A 21688-nucleotide genomic window follows, 5' to 3' on the forward strand; every position below is an offset into this window, starting at 1 on the left:
ATTGATCCAGATCAATTTGAGCGCCCGTCTTGATCCAGATCAAATTTCACTACAACCCCTCCCTCTAGAATCCTCGCCTCAACAAGCGACGCCCATTAACACGGTGTACCGCCAACCGTATTCAATAGATTAGAAAACAGGGAGTTCCGGTATGGGGAATGCCGATAGTGATGTGGTGTTTCAGAGTTATGGACGCTGCTGTAACAACGAACATTTCTTTATCGATTTTTACGACCAGTTTATGGGCAGCTCAACCGAGATTCGCGACCTGTTCGTGGACACGGACATGGCCGCCCAGCGCCACCTCCTGCGCAACGGCATCATGCAGCTGGTATTGCACGCCCGCGGTATGGCCGACACCAAACTGCGCGCGCTAGGTTGCAGCCACTCCCGCAGCGGCTACAACATCCGCCCGGAGTGGTATGGCCTGTGGCTGGATGCCCTGCTGGTCACCCTGAGAAAATACGACCCGGACTTTAGCGAAGAAACCGCGCTGGCCTGGCGCCGCGCCATAGAACCGGGTATCGCACTGATCCGCAGCGCCTATTGACCATGCCAATAAGCAGTCCGGCTTATTGACCAATCGGTATACCGTTTCTCTTTGTGCCCCCGGACATTGTTTGGTAGGCTTCGCCGCGTAGCCGTAGCCGTAGCCATTCTTTGACTCCCGTAATCAAGAGAGCCAACAGGAGAGTCTACGAGAGCTGCCCGCAGACCCAAGCGCCCCTTTCGGGGGTGCCGATTTACCGCAAGCGTTACCCGCTGGATGAGTTTTTGAAAGCGATCAGCCACTATAACAATGCCCCCGGAATACTTCCGGCAAACCTGGACCCTCGGGTCAGGGCGGTATTTGTATTCTGGTTACTGGGCAGCGCCTTTTTCGGTTTTTCCAGCCTGCTGCTGCAATTCGGTTTTCCGCCGACACCCTCCGAGCTTCTGCCAATTCTCGAAAGCGGCATTACCTCCGAAACCATTATCGCGCTCGCCAGTGCGGCGCTGCTGATTACCAGTATTTTCATTTTCCGGCACTTCTGGCTGCAGCTATTGCTCAGTTTTTTCAGAAGTCTGCGCACCGTTTTCCAACGTTTTCTTCGCGCACTACAACCGCCGACTCCGGCACTGTGCTCTGCACACCGCTCCGCCCACACCTCCCGAGCTCCCCCTTTCCGCGCGTAATGCATATGGTCTTTACAGGTTCGGCCTGTTCAGTCCATTCGCGCTGATATTTTTCATCGAAAAATAAACCTGTGACCTGACTGCCTCCGGCATCGGGACGGGGGACCTGTTCGTTCGCAATCTGTCAGCGCCTCTCTGACTACCGCAGGTAGTTGTTGTCAATCTCCATGCCGAGAGGAATGCTCCTCGTGTTAACTCGTAGCCTCAGAAACGCTGCGCTGTCTGCTGCCGTGCTTGCACTGGCGGGATGCGACGGCGGCGTGCTCGACCCCAAGGGACAAGTGGGTGTCGACGAAAAAAATCTGATCATCATCTCCACCCTGCTGATGTTGCTGGTGGTGATTCCGGTGATCGTCATGACCCTGTACTTCGCGTGGAAATACCGCGAGGGGCGGGAACATGAAATCTACGCGCCCAAGTGGGCCCACTCCACCAAGATCGAAGCCACCGTATGGCTGGTGCCAGTGGTGATCGTGCTCATTCTCGGCGTCATCACCTGGCGCTCTACCCACAGTCTCGATCCCTACAAGCCGCTGGACCACGAGCGCGAACCGCTCACCGTGGAAGTGGTGTCACTGAACTGGAAATGGCTGTTCATCTACCCGGAGCAGGGTATTGCCGCGGTGAATGAGCTGGTGATCCCCACCGACAGACCGGTGAATTTCAAAATCACCTCCGAGTCGACCATGAACTCCTTCTTTATCCCGCAGCTCGGCAGCCAGATTTATTCGATGGCGGGCATGGAGACCAAGCTGCACCTGATCGCCAATGAGCCGGGTACCTTCGAGGGCTTCTCGGCCAACTACAGCGGTGAAGGCTTCTCCGGTATGCACTTCGAAACCAGGGCGGTGGATGAAGCGGCATTCGAGCGCTGGGCAAGCGACATGAAGCGCGGTCATGGAACGTTGGATAACTCGCGTTACGCACAGTTGGCCGAGCCCAGTGAAAACCACCCGGTGGAATACTTCAGCGCGGTCAGCGACGGGCTCTTCCACCAGATCATGTTCAAGTACATGCAGCACTACAACACCTGGAACAAGGCCCCGGCCCATCACCACGGGGAGCACGACACCGCTTCCATGCCAGGCATGCACAACGGCCCACATAACGGCTCACACAACAGCAAGGCGGAGGAATAAAAATGAATCTGCTCGGTAAATTATCCTGGGAAGCGATTCCCTATCACGAGCCCATCATCATGGGCACCCTCGCGGTGGTCGGTATTGCCGGCGTGCTCATCGCGCTCGCCATCACCCGCGCAAAGCAGTGGAACACCCTGTGGTTTGACTGGATCACTTCCGTCGATCACAAGCGCCTCGGTGTAATGTATATCCTGCTCGCACTAATCATGCTGATCCGCGGCTTCTCCGACGCGATCATGATGCGTACCCAGCTGGCCATGGCGACTAACGGATCCGCCGGCTACCTGCCGCCGGAGCACTACGACCAGATCTTCACCGCCCACGGGGTGATCATGATCATGTTCATGGCGATGCCGTTCATGATCGGTCTGATGAACATCGTATTGCCGCTGCAAATCGGTGCGCGCGATGTGGCCTTCCCGTTCATGAACAACCTGAGCTTCTGGTTGTCCGCGGGCGGCGCCATCCTGATCAACATTTCCCTCGGCCTCGGTGAGTTCGCCAAGACCGGCTGGCTCGCCTATCCACCGCTGTCGGAGTTGTCGTTCAGTCCCGGTGTGGGAGTGGATTACTACATCTGGGCACTGCAGATTTCCGGTGTCGGCACCCTGCTGACGGGTGTGAACTTCCTGGTGACCGTGTTCAAGATGCGCGCGCCGGGTATGAAGCTGATGGACATGCCGATCTTCACCTGGACCTGCACCTGGGCCAATGTGCTGATCGTGGCTTCCTTCCCGATCCTGACCGCAGTACTGGGCCTGCTGACCCTCGACCGCTACCTGGACTTTCACTTCTTCACCAACGATCTCGGCGGCAACGCCATGATGTATATCAACCTGTTCTGGGCCTGGGGACACCCCGAGGTATACATCCTGATGCTGCCCGCTTTCGGTATTTTCTCTGAGGTGATTTCCACCTTTACCGGCAAGCGCCTGTTCGGCTACAAGTCCATGGTGTGGGCCAGCGGTGCGATTTCCATCCTCGGGTTTATCGTGTGGCTGCACCACTTCTTCACCATGGGCTCCAGCGCCAATGTGAATGCCTTCTTCGGCATCATGACCATGATCATCGCGGTACCCACCGGGGTGAAACTGTTCAACTGGCTGTTCACCATGTACCGCGGCCGCCTGCGCATGACGGTACCGGTGCTGTGGACCCTGGGCTTTATGGTGACCTTCACCATCGGTGGCATGACCGGCGTATTGCTGGCGGTGCCGGGTGCGGACTATGTGCTGCACAACAGCCTGTTCCTGATCGCCCACTTCCACAACACCATCATCGGCGGTGCGGTGTTCGGTTACCTGGCCGGCTTTGCCTTCTGGTTCTCCAAAGCCATGGGCTTTCATCTGAACGAGCGCATCGGCAAGGCGTCTTTCTGGTGCTGGCAGGTCGGTTTCTACATGGCGTTTATGCCGCTGTACGTGCTCGGTTTCCTCGGTATGACCCGCCGCCTGAACCACACCGACAACCCCGACTGGAATCTCTGGTTGTATATCGCCTGCGCCGGTGCCGTCGTAATCCTTGTCGGCATCGTGCTGCAATTTGTGCAGCTGTACCTGACGTTCCGCGACCGCGAGCAGAACCGCGACCTCACCGGTGACCCCTGGAACGGCCACACCCTGGAGTGGTCGACCGCCTCGCCGCCGCAGTTCTACAACTTTGCGGTACTGCCGCAGGTGCGCGACATCGACGCGTTTACGGAGATGAAGGAAAAGGGCACCGCCTACCAGCGTCCCGCCAAATACGCGCCCATCCATATGCCGAGAAATACCGCGGCCGGCATTTTAATCGCCGGTGCCGCCACTGCCTTCGGCTTTGCCGCGGTGTGGCACATCACCTGGCTGGCGATTGCGAGCCTGGTGGCTGTGGTTGGTTTCCTTCTGCAAAGAGCCTATGCGAAGGATGTGGATTACTACGTGCAGCCGGATGAAATCGCGCGTATCGAGTACGCCCATCTGCGCCACGTGAATCCCGCACCGGAGCATGCACACGGTCCGGCAACCCCGGCCAAGCGCCGCAAAAAAGCATCCGAACAAACTGTCAAAGAGGTGTCCGCATGACCGCGATAGCGCAAATACCACAGGGCGCCGCTGCGGCGTCCGATCACCACGACGATCATCATCACGAACATCACGACACGAGTGAGAACACCATCTTCGGTTTCTGGCTCTACCTGATGACCGACTGTCTGCTGTTCGCCTCGGTGTTCGCCACCTACGCGGTGCTGTTCATGAACACCGCCGGCGGCGTATCCGGGCGCGATATTTTCGAACTGGATTACGTGGCCATCGAAACCGCGGCGCTACTGTTCAGCAGTATCACCTACGGTTTCGCCATGATCGGCGCGCATCGCCAGAACAGAGCCGCCACCCTCGGCTGGTTGGCGGTGACCTTCGCCTTCGGCGCGGTGTTTATCGGTATGGAAGTGAATGAATTCCATCACCTGATTGCCGAGGGCAACGGCCCGTCGCGAAGCGCCTTCCTCTCTTCCTTCTTCGCACTTGTCGGCATGCACGGCCTGCACGTGACCGCCGGCCTGATCTGGATGGCGGTGATGATGATTGAAGTTGTGAAGCGCGGCCTGGGCCAACAAACCATTACCCGGCTGTCCTGTCTGAGCCTGTTCTGGCACTTCCTGGATATCGTCTGGGTGTGTGTATTTACCGTGGTTTACCTGATGGGGGTTCTGTAATGAGCGCACAGTCTGACTTGCATTCCGGGCATGAACACGCGGCCGATCACGGCAGTGTCAAGTCCTATCTGGTGGGATTTGTGCTGTCGGTCATCCTCACCGCCATTCCCTTCTGGGCGGTGATGACCGGGCAATTCGACAAGGCCACCAGCATCTGGCTGGTGGTGGTGATGGCGATTGTTCAGGTGGTGGTGCACCTGAAATATTTCCTGCACCTCAACTTCTCCATCGCGGGACGCGCGAATACCTTCGCCTTCCTGTTTACTGCATTGATCATCGTGATGGTGGTTGGGCTGTCGGTGTGGATCATCTACGCCTCCAACGCCATGATGATGCATTGATGGTTTTACCACGATTCAGGTAATGGCCGTGTTCAAGCATTTATCGAAATACTTCGCCGTCACCAAGCCGGGCATCATCGCCGGCAATCTCATTTCGGTAGCGGGGGGATTCTTCCTCGCCGCCCGCGGCGAGATCGACTGGGGGCTGTTTATGGCCTCGGTGACCGGGCTGTCGCTGATCGTGGCCTCTGGCTGCGCCATCAACAACTACATAGACCGCGACATTGATGCACGCATGCAGCGGACCCGCAACCGGGTTACCGTCACCGGTGCCCTGGCCGCGCGGGCAGCGCTCCTGTTCGGCGTGGCGCTCGGCATTGCGGGCTTTGCGCTGCTCTCGTTTTACACAAACGCCGTTGCCGTCGCTTTCGCGGCGCTCGGATTTGCGGTTTATGTAGGGGCTTACAGTCTGTATATGAAGCGCAACTCCGTTTACGGCACCTTGGTGGGCGCGCTGTCCGGTGCGGTGCCGCCGGTGGTGGGCTACTGCGCGGTGACCGGAGCCTGTGACGCTGCAGCGTTGATCCTGCTGGTGATGTTCTGCCTGTGGCAGATGCCACACTCCTATGCCATTGCAATATTCCGTTACCGCGATTACGAGGCGGCGAATATTCCGGTATTACCGGTTGCACAGGGCATCGGCAAGGCAAAACTGCATATCGTGCTCTATATTGCGGTGTTCGCCCTCACCAGTATTCTGCTGCCTTTGAATGGCTACACCGGTACCGCGTTTATGACAGTGGCCTGTAGCACCAGTTTCTGGTGGCTGGCGATGGCGTTGCGCGGTTACCGCAAAGACGTTGACGTCCATGGCTGGGCGCGGCAGGTTTTCGGGTTTTCGATTATCACCATTACCGCTCTGAGCGTGACCATGGCACTGGACTTCAACCACGTTGCACCCCAGTGGATAGTGGCCGGCTAACGCAGCTCGAATTATCGGAATTCGTTCAATAAAATTTGTTCAATAAAAAAGGTTTACCGGTAACCCGGTAAACCTTTTTATCCTTTCTCAGGCGGTTACTGACTTTGTAGATCAGTAATGCACTTGTTGTACTCATTGATGTAAACGCTGCTGCCCCGGTTGGGCACTTCATTGGATTTATCCGCAGCGGAGTTACGACAACCTTCAATCTGGTCACCAGTCAGGTTAGTCGCAGGAAGGGTCTGGCTGCGCTGATACATATGCGCTTGTGACAGACGATCCTTATGAGCCTGAACGGTAGGCTGAGGAACCTGATAGAAAAGACCAGTTTGTTCATTGAACTGATAGAAGTTATCGCCACTGTGCCAATAGGTTTTACCCATAATCTGCACTTCGGACGCCCCAGCAGGGAGCTGAGTCATTTGGTCTTCCGCCTGAGCAAAACCCGCTACAGCACAGAACAGAACGACGGGCATAAGATAACGCATTTGGTTTACCTCCTCTTCGGATGTGCCACGAAGTCTATTCCCCGGTCAGTCCCTTCCCAACAAGATTCGCGGCGATAAAACGCCGGCTCACTTCAGCGCACTCATCATCGTCAACAAGGCCACCATCCCGTACTTAAACCCCTGCCAAAGCGAGCAAGCCGGCGCGAAGCTGACGTCAAAACTGAAACACCGTTTCCCTTAGATGATTTCAGAATTTCCCTTCCCCAAACCGATCAGTCAGGCCTGTTCAAATGCCAATACCAGAACGCATTAGAACGCCGTTGGCGGCGCACCAATCAACATAGACTTGTGGTCTAATAAGACCCCTCTAATGGGGCCCAATAACCGCCTTCGAATTACCCTCAGGATAAACAACCGTGCAATCTGAATTTCTGACCGCCACCCTGTTCAATCTCGGCCTGAACCTGCTCTACACCCTGCTGGCACTACTTATCGGCATGGTGGCCCTGCTGGTGATCGACAAGAAGCTACTCAAGCATGTAGACATTGAAGCGGAGCTGAAGAACGGCAATATGGCCGTCGCAATCTTTGCCTCCACCATCCTGATGTTTGTGGCACTGATCATTTCCTTCGGGCTCAAGGGCTGAGGTTAGTCCGGTGCGTCTACTGCTCATCGGTATCGTGCTAGGTGCCCTGCTAATGGTGCCGAAACTATTACAACAGCAATGGGCCCAGCAGCGGGAGCAGGCTTCGCTGGTAGCCAGCATCCGCAGCGCGCCTCTGGGATCCGGGGAGGAAACGCATATAGACAGCCAGCGGGGCACGGTTGTGGTCAGCGGCAGCAGTTCGCCCCTCACGGAAAGCATGGTGCAAGGAGCGATTGGAAAAAGGTCTGCCGAAGAGAGCGGCTATATCTCCGTATGGAACTGGCAGGGGCTTGAATCCGTCACGGCCTCCGCCCGCGGTCTCGACAGCCTGCACCACTTTGCCAACAGCTACCTGGTTGGCTTCCAGCCCTTCGATACCGAGGCACTCTGGATTCCCCTCTACACCCTCGCCATCCGCAAGGAGTACCAGTACGACCACCTGCAATATGCAGGGCTTGCCGATATCTGGCAGACCTCCCGCCAGGCCTATTATCAGAAGCGTGGTGACTGTGAGGACCACGCCATACTGCTGGCCGACTGGCTGATTAACCTGGGGGTCGATGCCCGGGTTGCCCTGGGCACTTACAACGGCGACGGCCATGCCTGGGTGGTCGCCGTTGTGGACAATACCGAGTATTTGCTGGAGGCAACCAGCAAGCGCCGCCAATCCAACTGGCAGGCCATGCCCCTGGCCGCCCTGGCCGAGGGATACGATGTAGAGTTCCAGTTCAACCGGGATTACTTCTGGGCCAAAACCACTTCCGCGCCCACGCGGAACTATCGGGGCAAGCACTGGATCAGGAAATCACAGTTTATTCGTGGATAACCTTGGCGGCCGCGCTCAATCAGGTCGACGGAAAAATAAAAATGCCGGCAATATTGCCGGCATTTTTATTGCGTTCACAAAGAATAGGTTAGCCGCTCAAATCGGCGACCCTGGCGGTATTGCTTTCACATCACCCGCGTCCACCTTCAAATCCCCCTGCATAAACGCGGCTATGCGGTTGGCTTCATAGAAGTAGTGCGCGTTGTATCCCAGGGGATCATCGCCAAAAAGTTTCATTTCACCAATGGCGTGCTGGAATTTTGCCAGCTCAAAGTTGGCACGCGCACGGGCGGATTCCGGTGCTTTTTTGTCGCTGGCAAGCAGCATCAGGCGGTGAATATAGACGTGATTCACCCGCTGGTGTACTGCCGCCTCCAGCCCGTCATATTTTTTGCGATTCAGCGATTGCTCGGTCAGCTGGGCCAGCAGGGTGTTGAAGCCCGGGCCTTCACCGCGACGGGCCTGCTGCTCCTGCAGGCGGGCGGCGCGCTCCGGATCGAGCAATATCGCGTAAGTGTGGCCCGCCGCCGCTTCCGCCATCGCAATACCGTCAAACGCGACACCGGTGTAGGCCGGGAAGCTCTCACCGGTGCGGCTGTAACCGTAGGATTTCGGCGGCAGCAGTTGCAGCACCTTCTCTGGCAGGGTCAGAAACTCCGGTTGCAGGGTCGCAACAAGGGCATCGATCGCCTGCTGCTGCTTGCTCGCCGGTACCAGGGTATAGCTCTCCGGATCGGCGTTGTTGTAGAGGTAATCGTACTCCAGGCCGCCAAGCAACTTGCCGACCGCTTCCGCCTGGTAGCGATGTCCGTAATACACTGGCACCAGGGTTTCATCCAGGGAGGAGCGCACCGTATCCGAACGGTTTGCCGCACGGCTGAAATTATCCAGCGCGTAACGGCGCAGCTCTGTCATACGGGAGAACTCTTCCAGTACATCGCCGCCGTTGTCCCACAGGTGAGAAGAACCGTGGGCATTATTAATGGAGCGGGAATCCGGGTCAGAGATAAAACGCAGCTTCTGATCACGGGCATCATCGATAACCGCGGCCAGATACTGAGGCTCTTGCGCATTGTCGGTAACACCATACCCGTAGCGGACCGCCAGTTTGTCCCAGGCACCGATACCGGTGTCGTAGGCTTGCTGTAATTTCAGTGCATCGCCATCCAGAGTGACCAGCGGCGCCGGGTAATCCATTACCGAAGCGCGACCTTCGGTACTCGCCACAAAATTGTGGGCCAGTCCGAGGGTGTGCCCCACTTCATGGGCAGACAGCTGGCGAATACGGGCCAGCGCCATATCCTGCAGCGCTTGCGTATCGGCGTCCTCCTGGCCGTAGGGCTGCAACAGGCCCTGGGCGATGAGAAAATCCTGGCGCACACGCAGGGAGCCCAGGGTGACATTGCCCTTGAGGATTTCCCCGGTACGCGGGTCGTAGACGGAATAACCGTAGGACCAGCCTCGAGTAGAACGGTGCACCCAGTTGATCACGTTGTAGCGCACATCCAGGGGGTCGGCGTCCTCCGGCAGCACCTTTACCTGGAAGGCATTCTTGAAACCGGCAGCCTCGAAGGCCTGATTCCACCAGCTTGCGCCCTCGATCAGGGCACTGCGCACCGGCTCCGGTACACCGGAGTCCACGTAGTAAACGATCGGCTCCACCACCTCATCGCTACCGGGTTGCTTCTGCAAGCGGTGGCGGAAAATCAGCCGCTGATCCATCGGCTGATCGATCGCCGTCGCATAGTCGCGATAGGTCAGTGGGAAATAGCCGCTATTGCTGTGGAACTGGCGGGGCTGGTATTCGTTATCCGGTAGCTCCACCAGTGAAATATGCTGGCGTAAGGTCACCAGTGTCGGGGTAGGGACCACTTCCTTCAGGTAGTTACCCGGCTCGCTGCCAGTGAACGTCAGTTGCGCTTCAAATTCCGTGTTTTTGGGGAAGCTCTTGGTTCTCGGCAGGTAAATGGAAGACTTGCTGCCATCGATGCTGTAACTGCCCTGCTTGGTGTCTTTGAGGCGCTGGGCAATGCCGTGCTGGTCGCTCAGGAGAAAAGGCGTGAAGTCCACCAGTACCGCACTCCCCTCTTCCGCCAGTACCGTGAAGCCCCATAGCACCGAAGAGGCGAATGCTTCCGATACCGCCTGGCGCTCGGCCGGGTTGTCGGATTCCGCGCGGTAAGCGAGATTGCGCTGGTGCAGCAATACCTTGTTACCCACCCGCTCAAATCGCACCAGACGGCTCTCACCGGCCTGGTTGCGGTCCAGGCCCACCGGGTTGGATCCCAGGCCCTGCGCCAGGCCAGTAACAAACAGCAGATCCTGGTCAAAGTAGTCCAGCTCCAGTAGAACCCGACCTTCTTTACTATCCCAGTAGAAATCGTACAGCCCCTGCTGCTTTTTCATACCGCTGGTGATTTCGCCGATGCTCGCCGCCTCAACGGACAAACTGGATATCAGCAGCGCGGCAAAGAGTAACCTCGTTAGCATTGATCCCCCCAAAAACCTTTGTTGTGCATTATTAAACCGTAGAGATTACCACTCGCACCTCGACAGTAAACCGCAACACCGGGATTCGGCAGATCACCCTGTGCGAATCACACTTTCGGGGCAAGTCGTCGCGGTGGGCACAGTGAGAGCCAACAATTCTTCCGTCGCGCTGATCCCACCGACGAAGATTGTGATGGCGCCCAGATTCGCCCCACCCTCACGGAAATTCCATTCATCGCAGCACAACCCGACCGCGGGACTATTGGCACGTTTAATGCTTTTTAGACTTTGTTCAACGAAGAGCTAGCGGAGTGTCTATGAGCATCGAAGAAGTATCACTGTTTATTTTGCTGCTCTGTGCAGCGGGCCTGATCGCCGGAATAACGGCGGGTTTATTTGGCAACGGAGGCGGGTTTGTGGTGGTGCCGGCACTACTGGCGGTCTTCCCCTTTCTCCACAGTGCTACCGATGAAATGATGCGCGTGGCAGTAGGTACCTCACTGGCATCCATCGTGGTCTCTTCGGCAAGATCGGTACAGGCGCACAATAAGCGCGGGGCCGTGGACTTTAAAGTGTTGCGGGACTGGTCCATATGGATAGTGCTGGGGGTTTTTGCCGGCCTCTATATCGCCTCCTTCACCAACAGTAAAAGCCTGGTGTATGTATTTGCCGCCGGCGTCCTGATGTATTCCATCTACTTCCTTTTCCCCAATCTTTTTGACGGGCTCAAAGGCAAACTGGAAATGCCGACAGGTATTGCCCGCGCTGGCCTCGCAAGTTTTCTCGGCGGATTTTCCTCCCTGCTCGGTATCGGTGGCGGCACCATTACCGTGATGACCATGGTGTTGTGCAACCGCCCGGCGCACCAGGCCGTGGCCACCGCATCCGGTATCGGCTTTCTCATCGGCCTCCCCGGCGCCATTGGCTTCCTCATTATGGGGCTGGGCGCACCGAATTTGCCCATGGGCTCGATTGGTTACATCAATATCCCTGCACTTATTGCCATTTCCGTATTTTCAATCATCTCGGCGCCTATTGGTGCACGCTGGGCACACAGCCTGAATGAACTGCACCTGAAACGCCTGTTCGGGGTTTACCTGATTGCCGTTTCCATGGCCATGTTTGCCAAAGCCTGAGCCGTTTTTATTTTAAAAATGGTCGTTCATCAACGACCGCACAAGACCGTTCACACAACCAGGAGAACAAAATAATGCATAAATCACTGAGCAGGAGGTTGTTTCTGCAGGGCGCCACTGCGGCGTTCTCCGCGGCCGCCATTGGCGGTGCCGCCAGCGCATCGGCCAAGGAAATGATTCGGCCAACGCCGCTCTACGGACCGCCCCCGGGCGTCGCCAAGCTGAATGCGAACGAAAACCCTTACGGCCCCAGTCCGGCGGCGCTCAAAGCCATGATGGAGGCGAGCCAGAAAGGCGCCTATTACGTTTACGACAGTGTCATGCGCCTGAAAACCATGATTGCCGAACGCCACGGACTCACGCCCGAGCATGTCGCGCTCGGTTCCGGTTCCAGTGCCGGCCTGGTGGCCGCGGCGATTGTAGCCGGCCACAAGGGCAACATACTCGGTCCGGATCTTTTCTGGGACACTACCTCGCGGGTACTGGAAGTCCAGAACATTGGCGAAATCAAGCGTCTGCCCAAACTGGAATCCCTCGCCATTGATCTCGATGCCATGTACGCGGCCATCGATGATTCGATTTCCATGGTGCAGGTTACCAACCCGAACAACCCCACCGGCATGCTGGTAGACCCGATAGCGATGCGCAACTTCTGCATCAAGGCATCAAAAAAGTGCACTGTATTGGCGGATGAAGCCTATAACGAACTGACCGACAACAGCGATGCCAATACCGTGATCCCGCTGATCAAACAGGGCCACGATATTATTGTTGCACGCACCTTTTCCAAGATTTATGGCCTTGCTGGTATGCGCGTTGGCTACATGATCGCGCAGCCGGAAAAAATTGCCGAAATGGAGCGCTTTGGCATCGGCTGGTACGGTTTGAATCAGGCGGGACTGGCAGCGGCTATTGCCAGCTATGAAGACCATAAATTTATGGACTACTCGCGGGCCAAGGTAAAAGAAGCGCGCGAAATGGTCAGCGCTGCGCTGAAAGAGAATGGGCTGACCGCTCTCCCGTCCGTCACCAACTTCATGTTCGTCAACCTTGGGGACCTGAACGCGGAAACCTTCCGCGCCGAGATGGCCAAGGAAAACGTACTGATCCGCGGTATTTATCGGGACTACAACAACTGGTCCCGCGTGAGCATGGGCTTCCTGGAAGATGTCGAAAAATACACTTCCGCCCTGCCGAAAGTATTGAATCGCATGTCATAGCAGACAGCGTTCAAACAATCGCTCCACTGGCCAGCATTATTGCTGGCCTTTTTTATGCCCGGAATACTGCGCCACTTCCGGCACCCTTATCTCTGGGAATATCCCTTCACTCCAATCTCATAAGACGATCTACTCTCCGCTGCTTGCAGCGAGCAGTCTGTTACTTATTTCCTTTTACCTCTCTCCTGTCACCTCTTTCCTGCTACATCTCTCCTGCCACTTATCTCCTGCAACCATACCTTCTCCCGCTAAATCACCAGAGATACCCCCCATCACCAAACAGCAGACAAAAAAATCCCCGCATAAAGCGGGGATAGAAGTTTGTAGAAGACGTAAATCAGAAATCGTAGCGCACGCCCATGTAGTAGAAGGCACCCTGCCAGTCCACCACGGTATCGCTCGCGTACAGTGCACCACAGCAATAATCGCCCAGGGCATCTTTTTCCGGATACTTGTCGAAGATATTGCGGCCACCCACACTAACGGATGCGGCTTCCGTGAGCTGGTATTTACCTTCCAGATCCACCTGCACCAGAGGGTCGTATTTCTGAATCGCGAGAGTGTCACCATTCTCGGAATTCTTGTAACTGCCATACCAGTTGGCGCGCGCCATCAGTGAGAGATCCCCGACTTCGTGCGTAGCCGTTATCGCACCGCGCAGTTTTGGATCAAAATTTTCGAAGTCATACTGATCTTCCGCATTCAGATACTCATCCGGACTGGAGGTGAACTCGGATTTGTTGTAGTTCACCGACGCCGTAAAGTTGGTGACGCTGTCTTCACTCCAGGCGACCGGGAATGTCGCTACCACATCCACACCCTGGGTACTGGTATCAAATGCGTTGGTAAAGTAGAAGACACCACCAATGGATTCAGCGCCCACTACGCCGGCGTCGACCAGTGCCAGGTAGTTGTCGTAGGCACCACCGGTAGACATGTCCGTGGACACATCCAGGGTGGAAATCGCGTAAGTCCGGTCATCGACATCGATACGGTAGAAGTCTACGGTCAGGCTCAACAGATCAAAGTCGGCGGTCATGCCAACGGTAAAGTTGGTGGAGGTTTCCGGTTTCAGCGGTTCAGCGCCAAGGGCACCGGCCACATCGCCACTTGCAGGGAACAGCCCCGTGGCTACAGGGAAGCCGTTCGGCAGACGGGTGGACACATTGGTCGTACCCTGCTGCCCCGGGGTCGGCGCGCGGAAGCCGGTACCGATGGAAGAGCGCAGGCCAATGGACTCGGTCAGGTCGTATTGCATTGCCACTTTGCCCACCAGCTCGGCGTCAAAGTCGGAGTAGTCCTCGTAACGCAGCGCCGCCTGCAGGAACAGCCGCTCGCTGACATCCGTACTCAAGTCACCATACACAGCGTAGGAATCGCGGGCGTAGCTTCCGGAGTATTCCGGCGAGTAGCCGGGGAAGCCGTTGGAACCCACCCCAACTACCTGGTATACGGGATCATCGGCATTGCTACAGTCCAGTGTGGAGCCGTTGGCGATGACAGCCAGCCCGGCAGCGGTTGCCATTCCGGCATCACAGAATCCCCAGGGGTCGGAAGAGGCATGGGGGCCCGCTTCATAGGAAGCCGCGTCGCCCCCGGTCAGGTCATAGGATTCGTCCATATAACTGAGACCGAATGCGGCAACCACTGGCGCATGCATACCGAAATCCAGCTCTTTGGAGAAGTCGGCCTGAATCTGCACTTCCTCGTTCGCCAGGCTGCCCGGCTTGAACGAGGTCGGGCTGTCCGGCCCCATGGACGGGTTAATGGTGTTTTTCAGGGTGTAGTCAATTTCACTGTAGCCGTAGCGCGCACTGAAATCGTACAGCAGACCGGAAGCCATCTCGCCCTTGAGGCCACCAACCAATGAGTAGTCGGTTACCTCACCAAAAAAGCGCGGGGTAAAGCCGCCGGGGAATTTTTCCAGCGGGCTGTAAATGGAGCCATCTTCTTCCCGCAGGTCCATAATGGTGCCGTTATTCGGGTAGCGGTAATAGAAGCTACCGTCGGCTTCGCTCTCGGAATAGTTACCGAACGCGTAAAGTTCTTTACCCTCACCCAGGTCGTAGCCGGCATTAAAGAATATACGTGCGGCTTCGGCGTTTGGCTGGCCCCAGGGCTGCACGACATCCCCTTCCAGAGACGCATTTTTTGCCGCTTCGATAAACTCCGCATCCTGATCGTTCAGGCAGAACCAGGATTCACAGTACTGCTCGCTGCGGGAAGTAAAATCAGACTGGGAAACTTCACCGGAAACACTCAGGAAACCATCGCTCCCCAGCGGCATACCGACGTTACCATTCGCTGTGGACTGGAAACCGTCGCCTTCACTGTATTCACCAGCCTGCACATTAAAAGTGCCGCCTTCGGCGTTGTCCTTGAGAATAAAGTTGATCACACCGGCAATGGCATCGGAACCGTACTGAGCTGCCGCACCATCGCGCAACACTTCAACGGATTTGAGCGCAGAGCTTGGAATCGTGGCAATGTCTGGGCCCTGGGTACCTGAGCCGCCGATTTGCACCAGCGCAGCTCTATGCCGGCGCTTGGAATTCACCAGCACCAGGGTTTTATCCGTTGGCATACCCCGCAATTGCGCCGGGCGTACAAAGGTACCGCCATCACTGATTGGCTGGCGCGATACGTTATACGAAGGCACCAGGGTTTTCAGCACATCGTTGGTATCGGTATAGGAAACCGATTCCAGGGTTTCACTATTGAAAACATCCACCGGAACCGGCGAGTCTGCCACGGACCTGGGTTTACCGCGCACCCCGGTAACCGCGACCTCCTCGATCTCCTCCGCAAATACGGGCTGCATCGGGACTACCGCGCTGCCGGCGATGATTGCTACCACTGCACAACTAAGGGACTTCCGCTTCATGAGCAACTCCTTTCTATTTTACAAATGCCATAACGTTATTTTTTTCAGGCAAAAGCTCCCCGTGCCACGCACACACCTAGTGCGCAGACAAATCAGACATCGATAACAACGGGTACTTTTTGGTGCAGGGCGAAACGCAGAAATTGCGAATGCCGTTGATAGAGTAAGAGCAATAAGCGTGCCAGAGATGTGGTATCGAATTCCGAGGCCTGATTGGCCGGAACAGGGAAAGAAAGTCAGGTGGCTGTGTCAGGGCTCTCTTTTAGGGGACTCTTTTAGGGCTCTCTGTCAGGACGAAAAGTCATTAAAAATTTCATCCAGGGTGCATCCATCCATAAACCTTGCGTCGTCCTACCTCTATAAGACATCCACCAAGCATATTGGGTTAAGTTAATGAAGAAGATTTGCATACTCGCCGCCGCCCTGATAGCCGCACCGGCAGCCACAATGGCACACCAGATCAACCTCAGCAGTGATACCGGTGAACAGTGCAATGCGAACATCAATCACCGCATCACCGTTGGCCCGGACTTTATCGAGGCCCGCGATGCTGACGACCTGGACCAGCTACTGTTTGCCTACCGGGCCCCGGATCAGCTGGCGGTAGGCGATGACGGCCTGATTCTCAGCCCGGAACAACAGCAACTGATGGCAAAGTACCAGCAGGGGCTGCACCAGTCGGGACGGGAAATCACCCTGATTTCCGCGGAAGCCATGAATATCGCCCTGGATGGGGTCGGCATTGCAATGTCAGCCCTGGCAGGGCCGGACAACCCGGACACGCTGGAATTCATTAGTGACTCTGAGCAGCTGAAAGAGAAACTCCTGGCACAGGTTCACCAGAATGGTGACGTCTACACCCTGGGCGGCCCTGAAATCGATGCCGGGCTGGAAGAAACCTTTGAGCGCGAACTGGAACCGCGATTAGAAGCGCTCGCCAAAAGATCAGCCGGCACCATTGCCTGGCACGCGATGAAAGCAGTATTTACCGGTGGGCGCAGCATCGAACGCGATGCCGAAGCCGCAGCAGAAGCGGCGGAAGAAGCCATCGAGAAAAAGGCTGAAACACTGGAATCCCATGCAGATGCCCTCTGTGCATTGCTGGAAGAAATCGATGCAACAGAAACAACCCTGCACAAAGCGATCCCACAACTGCAGAAACTGGATCTCATTTCGATGAATCCGCACAAGGATTAACCCCCGACCGTTTCATAAGCGGTTACCATGTTTGACCCCCCAAAAGTTCGGCCGCCTTGCGGCCTTTTTTGTGCCTGATGATTCGCTCGCCCCTAAGCGGCACACCCGTACAAAACAATTTCCCAAATTACACAAAATTACAGCGCTAACGGCATTCATCCGCTGCGGTAGCGAGGATAGAATTACGCGCGATTTTATCCCACCACCATCAAGGAAGAATGATGCAGCAGGCAGTATCCCGGCGCTTTGACCAATACTTATTTTTTAGTGATCAGACCGTAGGGAAAGACGGTCGCAGGGTATTTATCAACCCCGACCTTTTGGCCCCCTTTCTGGAGTTTGTACGCGAAGACGCCTTCCGGGGAAAGCAGAGCCTTGCCAACATGATCGGCCTGAAGAATTCAGCCGCCGGGCTTAGCAGCCAATCCAACCAGAGCAATGCCAGCCAGCACCGCTTGGATTGCGGGGGTGTGATCGTTACCTATTCCGTGCTTCAGGCAGGAGCACCGGATAGTTTTGGGGATGGGGTTTATATAACCCATATACAGCAGGCCTTGAATGTTGGAGAAAAACACCTTCCCGGCCTACACAACATTCAGTATCGATCCGGGTCCTGGGCCCCGTTTGAGGCTACAGACAAAAAAATACAACACACGGTTGCCACAGTTGGCGCGGATTATGATCCCGAGTCACAAAAGTATGATCTCACCACCACTGCGGAAAACATGGCGGATTTCCTCGCAAAAAATATCAAAGGAAGTGACCTTGGCTCCGAGTTTGCACTCTACTTCTGCCCAACTGACATCATCGATGATCTTGGCACATGGAGATTGCCTGAACAAAAGGTCAAACCGGGAAAAGCTGGCCCAGAAGAATTGGCAGAAATTTTAATCGAGACCCAGAAACAGTACTGGACCGACACCGACCAAAAACACCAATGGTATGTTTTTGAGCATGGCGCCAAGTTGCTTGATAGCGCGTTGAAAATTGTAAAAGATAGAGGGGTTACGTCGCTTTCTCATCATGAATTTAGTTTTGTAAACCCAAGATCAAATATAGGGCTGATACTCACGGATATTGAAAAGCTAAGAGCAACGTTCAGCAAAACCCTGAGCCTGAATGGGTACGGATCCAAGTATCATCAAGCGACCAATATCGAGGCATCCATTGCCGGCTTGCAGGCTCACGACAAAAGCTGGAGCAGCCTGGAAAGCCAGCTAAGACCGTGTTCCGATATTTTGGTCCGAGCAAAGAGTCTTCAAGAGGGAATTGCAAGCGACCCATCCAAGATCATGAATTTCACAAACCTGAATTTCATGTCGTTGCTCAATAAAATTACAGCCAATCTAAACTGGTAGTGCGTCCATGCTCCCCTCCCCCCCTATAAATGAAGAGTTCAGTTATATTGCTTTTGAAGATAGCTCGATTAGCTGTTTCGACCTATCTGGCGTCCAGCTAATATTCTCCGGCCAGATAAAAGCAAACAGTCGATTTCAAGACCAGGCCGTTGGATTTCAGGCTGACATCTATGATCATGGTATCTATGAACCCAATTTATTCATTAACGTCGCCAGGCCATTCAATAATAATCGCCCTAAAATTAGCTACCTGAATATTTCGGATATCTGGTGGCGCCACTACTTACCTTCTGATCAAGGAGTAGATGTCGTTGGAAGCTGCTCACTGAGAATACGGGTTCTCTGGCCGGCTCCTGACGCCTTTCCAAGCATTTCAAACCTTAAGGATTTAAGTAAGTTTACGGAAGCGTGCTTCCAGGTAGCGGCAGACCCTGATGAAGCTTCCGAACACTTTCTTTACCCGAAATCCAAAAAAGAACTACTTCTTCACGATATTAAGCAGCGAAATTGGCTTCAGGCAAATCATGGCAGCTATTCCGTAGACAGGGAATTCAGCTTTTACACACCATTAACCAAGCACCATATGCTGCATCTATCCTTCCGCCCTCAGGGGTACTGGCCGCAGGGCACCGAACCACCCGAAGACACCCTGAACAAGGTATTTGTCAGCTTCTGGGATTTCATGGACAAGCTATCCATCATTGATGAAGCGTCGCAGCAGACCAGGACACCGGGTATCGAGTTGAAAGGTGAAATGCTTGAACGGCACCTGCTGGAGCAGGAACACGCAGCCAATAAAGAAACGGCAAATTGCTGGGGTGACGACGACCCCGATACCGGTGGCTGGTAGCCGGTCTGCCCAGCAAGGAGCGCCGATAGCGACAACAGCGGCAATAAAATTGCAACGCCGATAAAAGTAGCAACGCCAATAAAAAAGGGGCCGCAACTGCGGCCCTTTTTACGAATAGCCTGAAGCCTTCTAAAGGCCCAGGACAAATGTCAGCTCACGACTTTTTAGCAACACCCAGTTCACCAAGGGTACGCGCCATGTCTTCCGCACTGGTCGCTGGCTTGATGTCACTATCTACTTTCAGGATTTTGCCGTCTTTGCCGATATAAAAGGTAACCCGCCTGGCCATGTTCAACACGGGCATTTTCACCCCGTATGCTTCGGCCACTTCGCCACTGGGGTCACTCAACAGCGGGAAGTCCGCCTTCTGTTCTGCGGCAAACTTGGTGTTTTCATCCACTTCATCGGTGCTGGCCATAAAGTAAGTGACATCGTACTCGCGGATCAGGTGCCCCTTCTCGGCCAGGGACTTGCATTCGATGGTACAACCTTTGGTAAACGCCTTGGGGTACCAGGCGATAACGATTGCCTGCTTGCCTTTGAAATCAGCCAGTCGGTAGGTCTTTCCGTCAGATGCCTGCAGCGCGAAATCGGGGGCATCGTCGCCCGCCTCGATTGCCAGCACAGGCAGCGCTATCAAACTGAATGCGGCTACCGCCCACTTGATGACGTGTTTCCGGAATAAATTTCTCATTTCATCTCTCCAAAACTAACCGTTTTCCAATTCTATTTCGCCCCACGCACAGCCAATGTATACGACCGGATACCGCTGACAGATCAGTCACCATTCGCGCTGGAGCTGATCAAATATCAGCCGTAAAATCTCCCACTTTTGCACCGGAAGCCAGCAGCTGTACATTAAATACACAACGGATTGTGGTAAGAAATTCCAATAACGAACGGACTATGACCAAGAGTCCATATTTACGCAACCGCAATCCAATCCCATGCTCCAGAGTATTTCCACATCCCTATTGCGGGCCTTTCTCCCGCTCGTTTTGATCTGTGTCGTCCTCCTGATGAGTGGCTGCGGCGGTGGTGGCGGCGGTGGCGACGAAAGCAGCAGCACCGGCAGCGGAAACGCCGATCCGGGGCAGGCACCACCCCCATCCTATGAACCCCCGCCCTCTGACAGTAATACTGGCACGAGTTCGCCCTCGTTATCGCCGGGCGACTATGCCAGCATCCAGAATTGCCCTCTGGTGGGCGGTAGTAGTGCCGCGGAATTCAAATTGCTATTCATCAATCTGGATTCGGCCCCCTACTTCGACGAGATCGTCAGTGATGCCATTGAAAACCAGTTCGGGGCACTGGCACCTTTCGTTGACTACTTTTCGCACTTCGGATTCTACACACTGGAGACCGAGGGGCAGGCGAACCTCGGCTGTGAAAAGGGTCAAGACGGGGCTGCCTTTTCCTGCGACAACAGCAAAATTCATCAAGCCATCGCCGAGCAGTGCGAAGTGGATGATATGCAGGGCATTATCAAGGTCGTCATTGCCGATATGGGTTACGGCGCTTCCGGCGGCGAGATCATCTACCTGGGAAGCGATCGAAGCTGGCCCGATAGCAGCTACGCCCTGCAGCAGTTACGCAATATTGTTGTCCACGAGGTCGCGCACAATTTTGGCCTGGCAGACCTCTACGATGGCGGCATCAATACGGATGGTTCGGCGGTAGCGGGCTGGCCCAGCGAAATGTCCCGGCAGTGGGCCAATCTCGACGGCCCTGGCTGCAGCAAGTGGTGCAATAACTACAAGCCCGCATCGGAGTATACGCAGTCCGCCAATGCCAGCTGTGCCACTTTCACCGATCGCGCCAGCTGTACCAGCTTCAACCGCACCGATGCCGGGGAATGCAAGACTGCGGATGGCGACAGCTATGCCTGTTGCGCCTGGTCGGAAGACACGACGGACGACTACTTTGGCTCCCAGTGCACACCGGTGTGGGGCACGGAGGATATTGGGCAGGATTGCCTCGAGGGGACAGGCTGCTTTTACGGCGGGGCCTATGGCAACAACTCCTGGCGCCCGGTAAAGACCTGGGATGACAGCATCATGTACGGCGCCGGACACTCCGAGGCGTTCGACACGGTGTCGGAGCAGGCCCTGCGCGAGGCGATTCGCTGCTGCGGCACATCCGATGACAGCACCGCTTCCTGCTCGGCTTTCCGCGAGACGTTCAATAATTTTTTACTGGAGTACCAGCCGTACAAATCGCGCATTGGCTCCTGTGGCACCCGCTGATCACATAGTGGCGGCGCCAGTACGGGCTGGAAAATATTGCACCTAGCGCACTATTTTCTAGCCAATTATCCCGGTTAGCTGTTCGCAGTGGCGAAATAGTTCTGTATAACTC

19 protein-coding genes are annotated in these 21688 nt (G+C 55.5%); 15 read left to right on the plus strand and 4 right to left on the minus strand.

Annotated features, from left to right (window positions below; genetic code table 11):
* Positions 1-151 precede the first annotated feature (151 nt).
* The 7 genes from M0G74_RS04535 (at position 152) to cyoE (ending at position 6273) form a co-directional block, all read left to right on the plus strand.
* Positions 152-550: a globin gene (locus M0G74_RS04535; RefSeq protein ID WP_248215055.1), complete on the plus strand. Its 399-nt coding sequence runs from the start codon at positions 152-154 to the stop codon at positions 548-550.
* Positions 551-774: 224 nt separating this feature from the next.
* On the plus strand, positions 775-1176 hold the full coding sequence (locus tag M0G74_RS04540) for a hypothetical protein (protein ID WP_248215058.1): 402 nt from the start codon (positions 775-777) through the stop codon (positions 1174-1176).
* Between the two features lie 188 nt (positions 1177-1364).
* Complete coding sequence (cyoA, locus tag M0G74_RS04545) at positions 1365-2315, plus strand: ubiquinol oxidase subunit II (RefSeq protein WP_248215060.1); 951 nt, start codon at positions 1365-1367, stop codon at positions 2313-2315.
* Between the two features lie 2 nt (positions 2316-2317).
* Complete coding sequence (gene cyoB, locus M0G74_RS04550; protein WP_348983684.1) at positions 2318-4378, plus strand: cytochrome o ubiquinol oxidase subunit I; 2061 nt, start codon at positions 2318-2320, stop codon at positions 4376-4378.
* Positions 4375-5010 (plus strand): cytochrome o ubiquinol oxidase subunit III, encoded by a 636-nt coding sequence (gene cyoC / locus M0G74_RS04555; protein WP_248215062.1) that lies wholly within the window; start codon positions 4375-4377, stop codon positions 5008-5010. The genes cyoB and cyoC overlap by 4 nt, the downstream gene beginning before the upstream one ends.
* Positions 5010-5351, plus strand: a complete 342-nt coding sequence (cyoD, locus tag M0G74_RS04560) for a cytochrome o ubiquinol oxidase subunit IV (protein WP_248215064.1) — start codon at positions 5010-5012, stop codon at positions 5349-5351. Before cyoC ends, cyoD begins: the two co-directional genes overlap by 1 nt.
* Before the next feature lie 28 nt (positions 5352-5379).
* Positions 5380-6273 carry a heme o synthase gene (gene cyoE, locus M0G74_RS04565; protein ID WP_248215066.1) on the plus strand — a complete coding sequence of 298 codons (894 nt, stop codon included), beginning with the start codon at positions 5380-5382 and terminating at the stop codon, positions 6271-6273.
* 95 nt (positions 6274-6368) lie between these two features.
* Here the strand turns inward: cyoE and M0G74_RS04570 are convergent, their stop codons facing one another.
* Positions 6369-6761 carry a hypothetical protein gene (locus tag M0G74_RS04570; RefSeq protein ID WP_248215067.1) on the minus strand — a complete coding sequence of 131 codons (393 nt, stop codon included), beginning with the start codon at positions 6759-6761 and terminating at the stop codon, positions 6369-6371.
* 377 nt (positions 6762-7138) lie between these two features.
* Here M0G74_RS04570 and M0G74_RS04575 point away from each other — a divergent pair, with 377 nt between their 5' ends.
* The gene (locus M0G74_RS04575) at positions 7139-7369 is read left to right on the plus strand and encodes a DUF350 domain-containing protein (RefSeq protein WP_160152234.1); all 231 of its coding nucleotides are present in this window, start codon (positions 7139-7141) and stop codon (positions 7367-7369) included.
* A 10-nt stretch (positions 7370-7379) separates the two neighbouring features.
* Positions 7380-8195 carry a transglutaminase-like domain-containing protein gene (locus M0G74_RS04580; RefSeq protein WP_248215069.1) on the plus strand — a complete coding sequence of 272 codons (816 nt, stop codon included), beginning with the start codon at positions 7380-7382 and terminating at the stop codon, positions 8193-8195.
* A 96-nt stretch (positions 8196-8291) separates the two neighbouring features.
* Here M0G74_RS04580 and M0G74_RS04585 read toward each other — a convergent pair whose 3' ends face one another.
* On the minus strand, positions 8292-10685 hold the full coding sequence (locus M0G74_RS04585) for a zinc-dependent metalloprotease (protein WP_248215070.1): 2394 nt from the start codon (positions 10683-10685) through the stop codon (positions 8292-8294).
* 317 nt (positions 10686-11002) lie between these two features.
* Here M0G74_RS04585 and M0G74_RS04590 point away from each other — a divergent pair, with 317 nt between their 5' ends.
* Together M0G74_RS04590 and M0G74_RS04595 are read left to right on the plus strand one after the other, a co-directional pair.
* Positions 11003-11821, plus strand: coding sequence for a sulfite exporter TauE/SafE family protein (locus M0G74_RS04590; protein WP_160152232.1), 819 nt, complete (start codon positions 11003-11005; stop codon positions 11819-11821).
* A 74-nt stretch (positions 11822-11895) separates the two neighbouring features.
* On the plus strand, positions 11896-13041 hold the full coding sequence (locus M0G74_RS04595; protein ID WP_160152231.1) for a histidinol-phosphate transaminase: 1146 nt from the start codon (positions 11896-11898) through the stop codon (positions 13039-13041).
* Between the two features lie 337 nt (positions 13042-13378).
* Here M0G74_RS04595 and M0G74_RS04600 read toward each other — a convergent pair whose 3' ends face one another.
* Positions 13379-15925, minus strand: a complete 2547-nt coding sequence (locus M0G74_RS04600) for a TonB-dependent receptor (protein WP_248215073.1) — start codon at positions 15923-15925, stop codon at positions 13379-13381.
* Between the two features lie 393 nt (positions 15926-16318).
* Between M0G74_RS04600 and M0G74_RS04605 the strand changes: the two genes are divergently transcribed.
* The 3 genes from M0G74_RS04605 (at position 16319) to M0G74_RS04615 (ending at position 19330) form a co-directional block, all read left to right on the plus strand.
* Complete coding sequence (locus M0G74_RS04605; protein ID WP_248215074.1) at positions 16319-17122, plus strand: DUF2884 family protein; 804 nt, start codon at positions 16319-16321, stop codon at positions 17120-17122.
* Positions 17123-17343: 221 nt separating this feature from the next.
* Positions 17344-18480, plus strand: coding sequence for a hypothetical protein (locus tag M0G74_RS04610; RefSeq protein WP_248215077.1), 1137 nt, complete (start codon positions 17344-17346; stop codon positions 18478-18480).
* Positions 18481-18487: 7 nt separating this feature from the next.
* On the plus strand, positions 18488-19330 hold the full coding sequence (locus M0G74_RS04615; RefSeq protein WP_248215078.1) for a hypothetical protein: 843 nt from the start codon (positions 18488-18490) through the stop codon (positions 19328-19330).
* Positions 19331-19484: 154 nt separating this feature from the next.
* On the opposite strand, the gene M0G74_RS04620 is transcribed toward M0G74_RS04615, so the two are convergent.
* Positions 19485-20024: a peroxiredoxin gene (locus M0G74_RS04620; RefSeq protein ID WP_248215080.1), complete on the minus strand. Its 540-nt coding sequence runs from the start codon at positions 20022-20024 to the stop codon at positions 19485-19487.
* Between the two features lie 253 nt (positions 20025-20277).
* Here M0G74_RS04620 and M0G74_RS04625 point away from each other — a divergent pair, with 253 nt between their 5' ends.
* Positions 20278-21576, plus strand: coding sequence for a hypothetical protein (locus tag M0G74_RS04625; RefSeq protein WP_248215082.1), 1299 nt, complete (start codon positions 20278-20280; stop codon positions 21574-21576).
* The last annotated feature ends 112 nt before the right edge of the window (positions 21577-21688 follow it).

Origin of the sequence: Microbulbifer sp. CAU 1566, assembly GCF_023156515.1 — a bacterium.
Lineage (GTDB): Bacteria > Pseudomonadota > Gammaproteobacteria > Pseudomonadales > Cellvibrionaceae > Microbulbifer.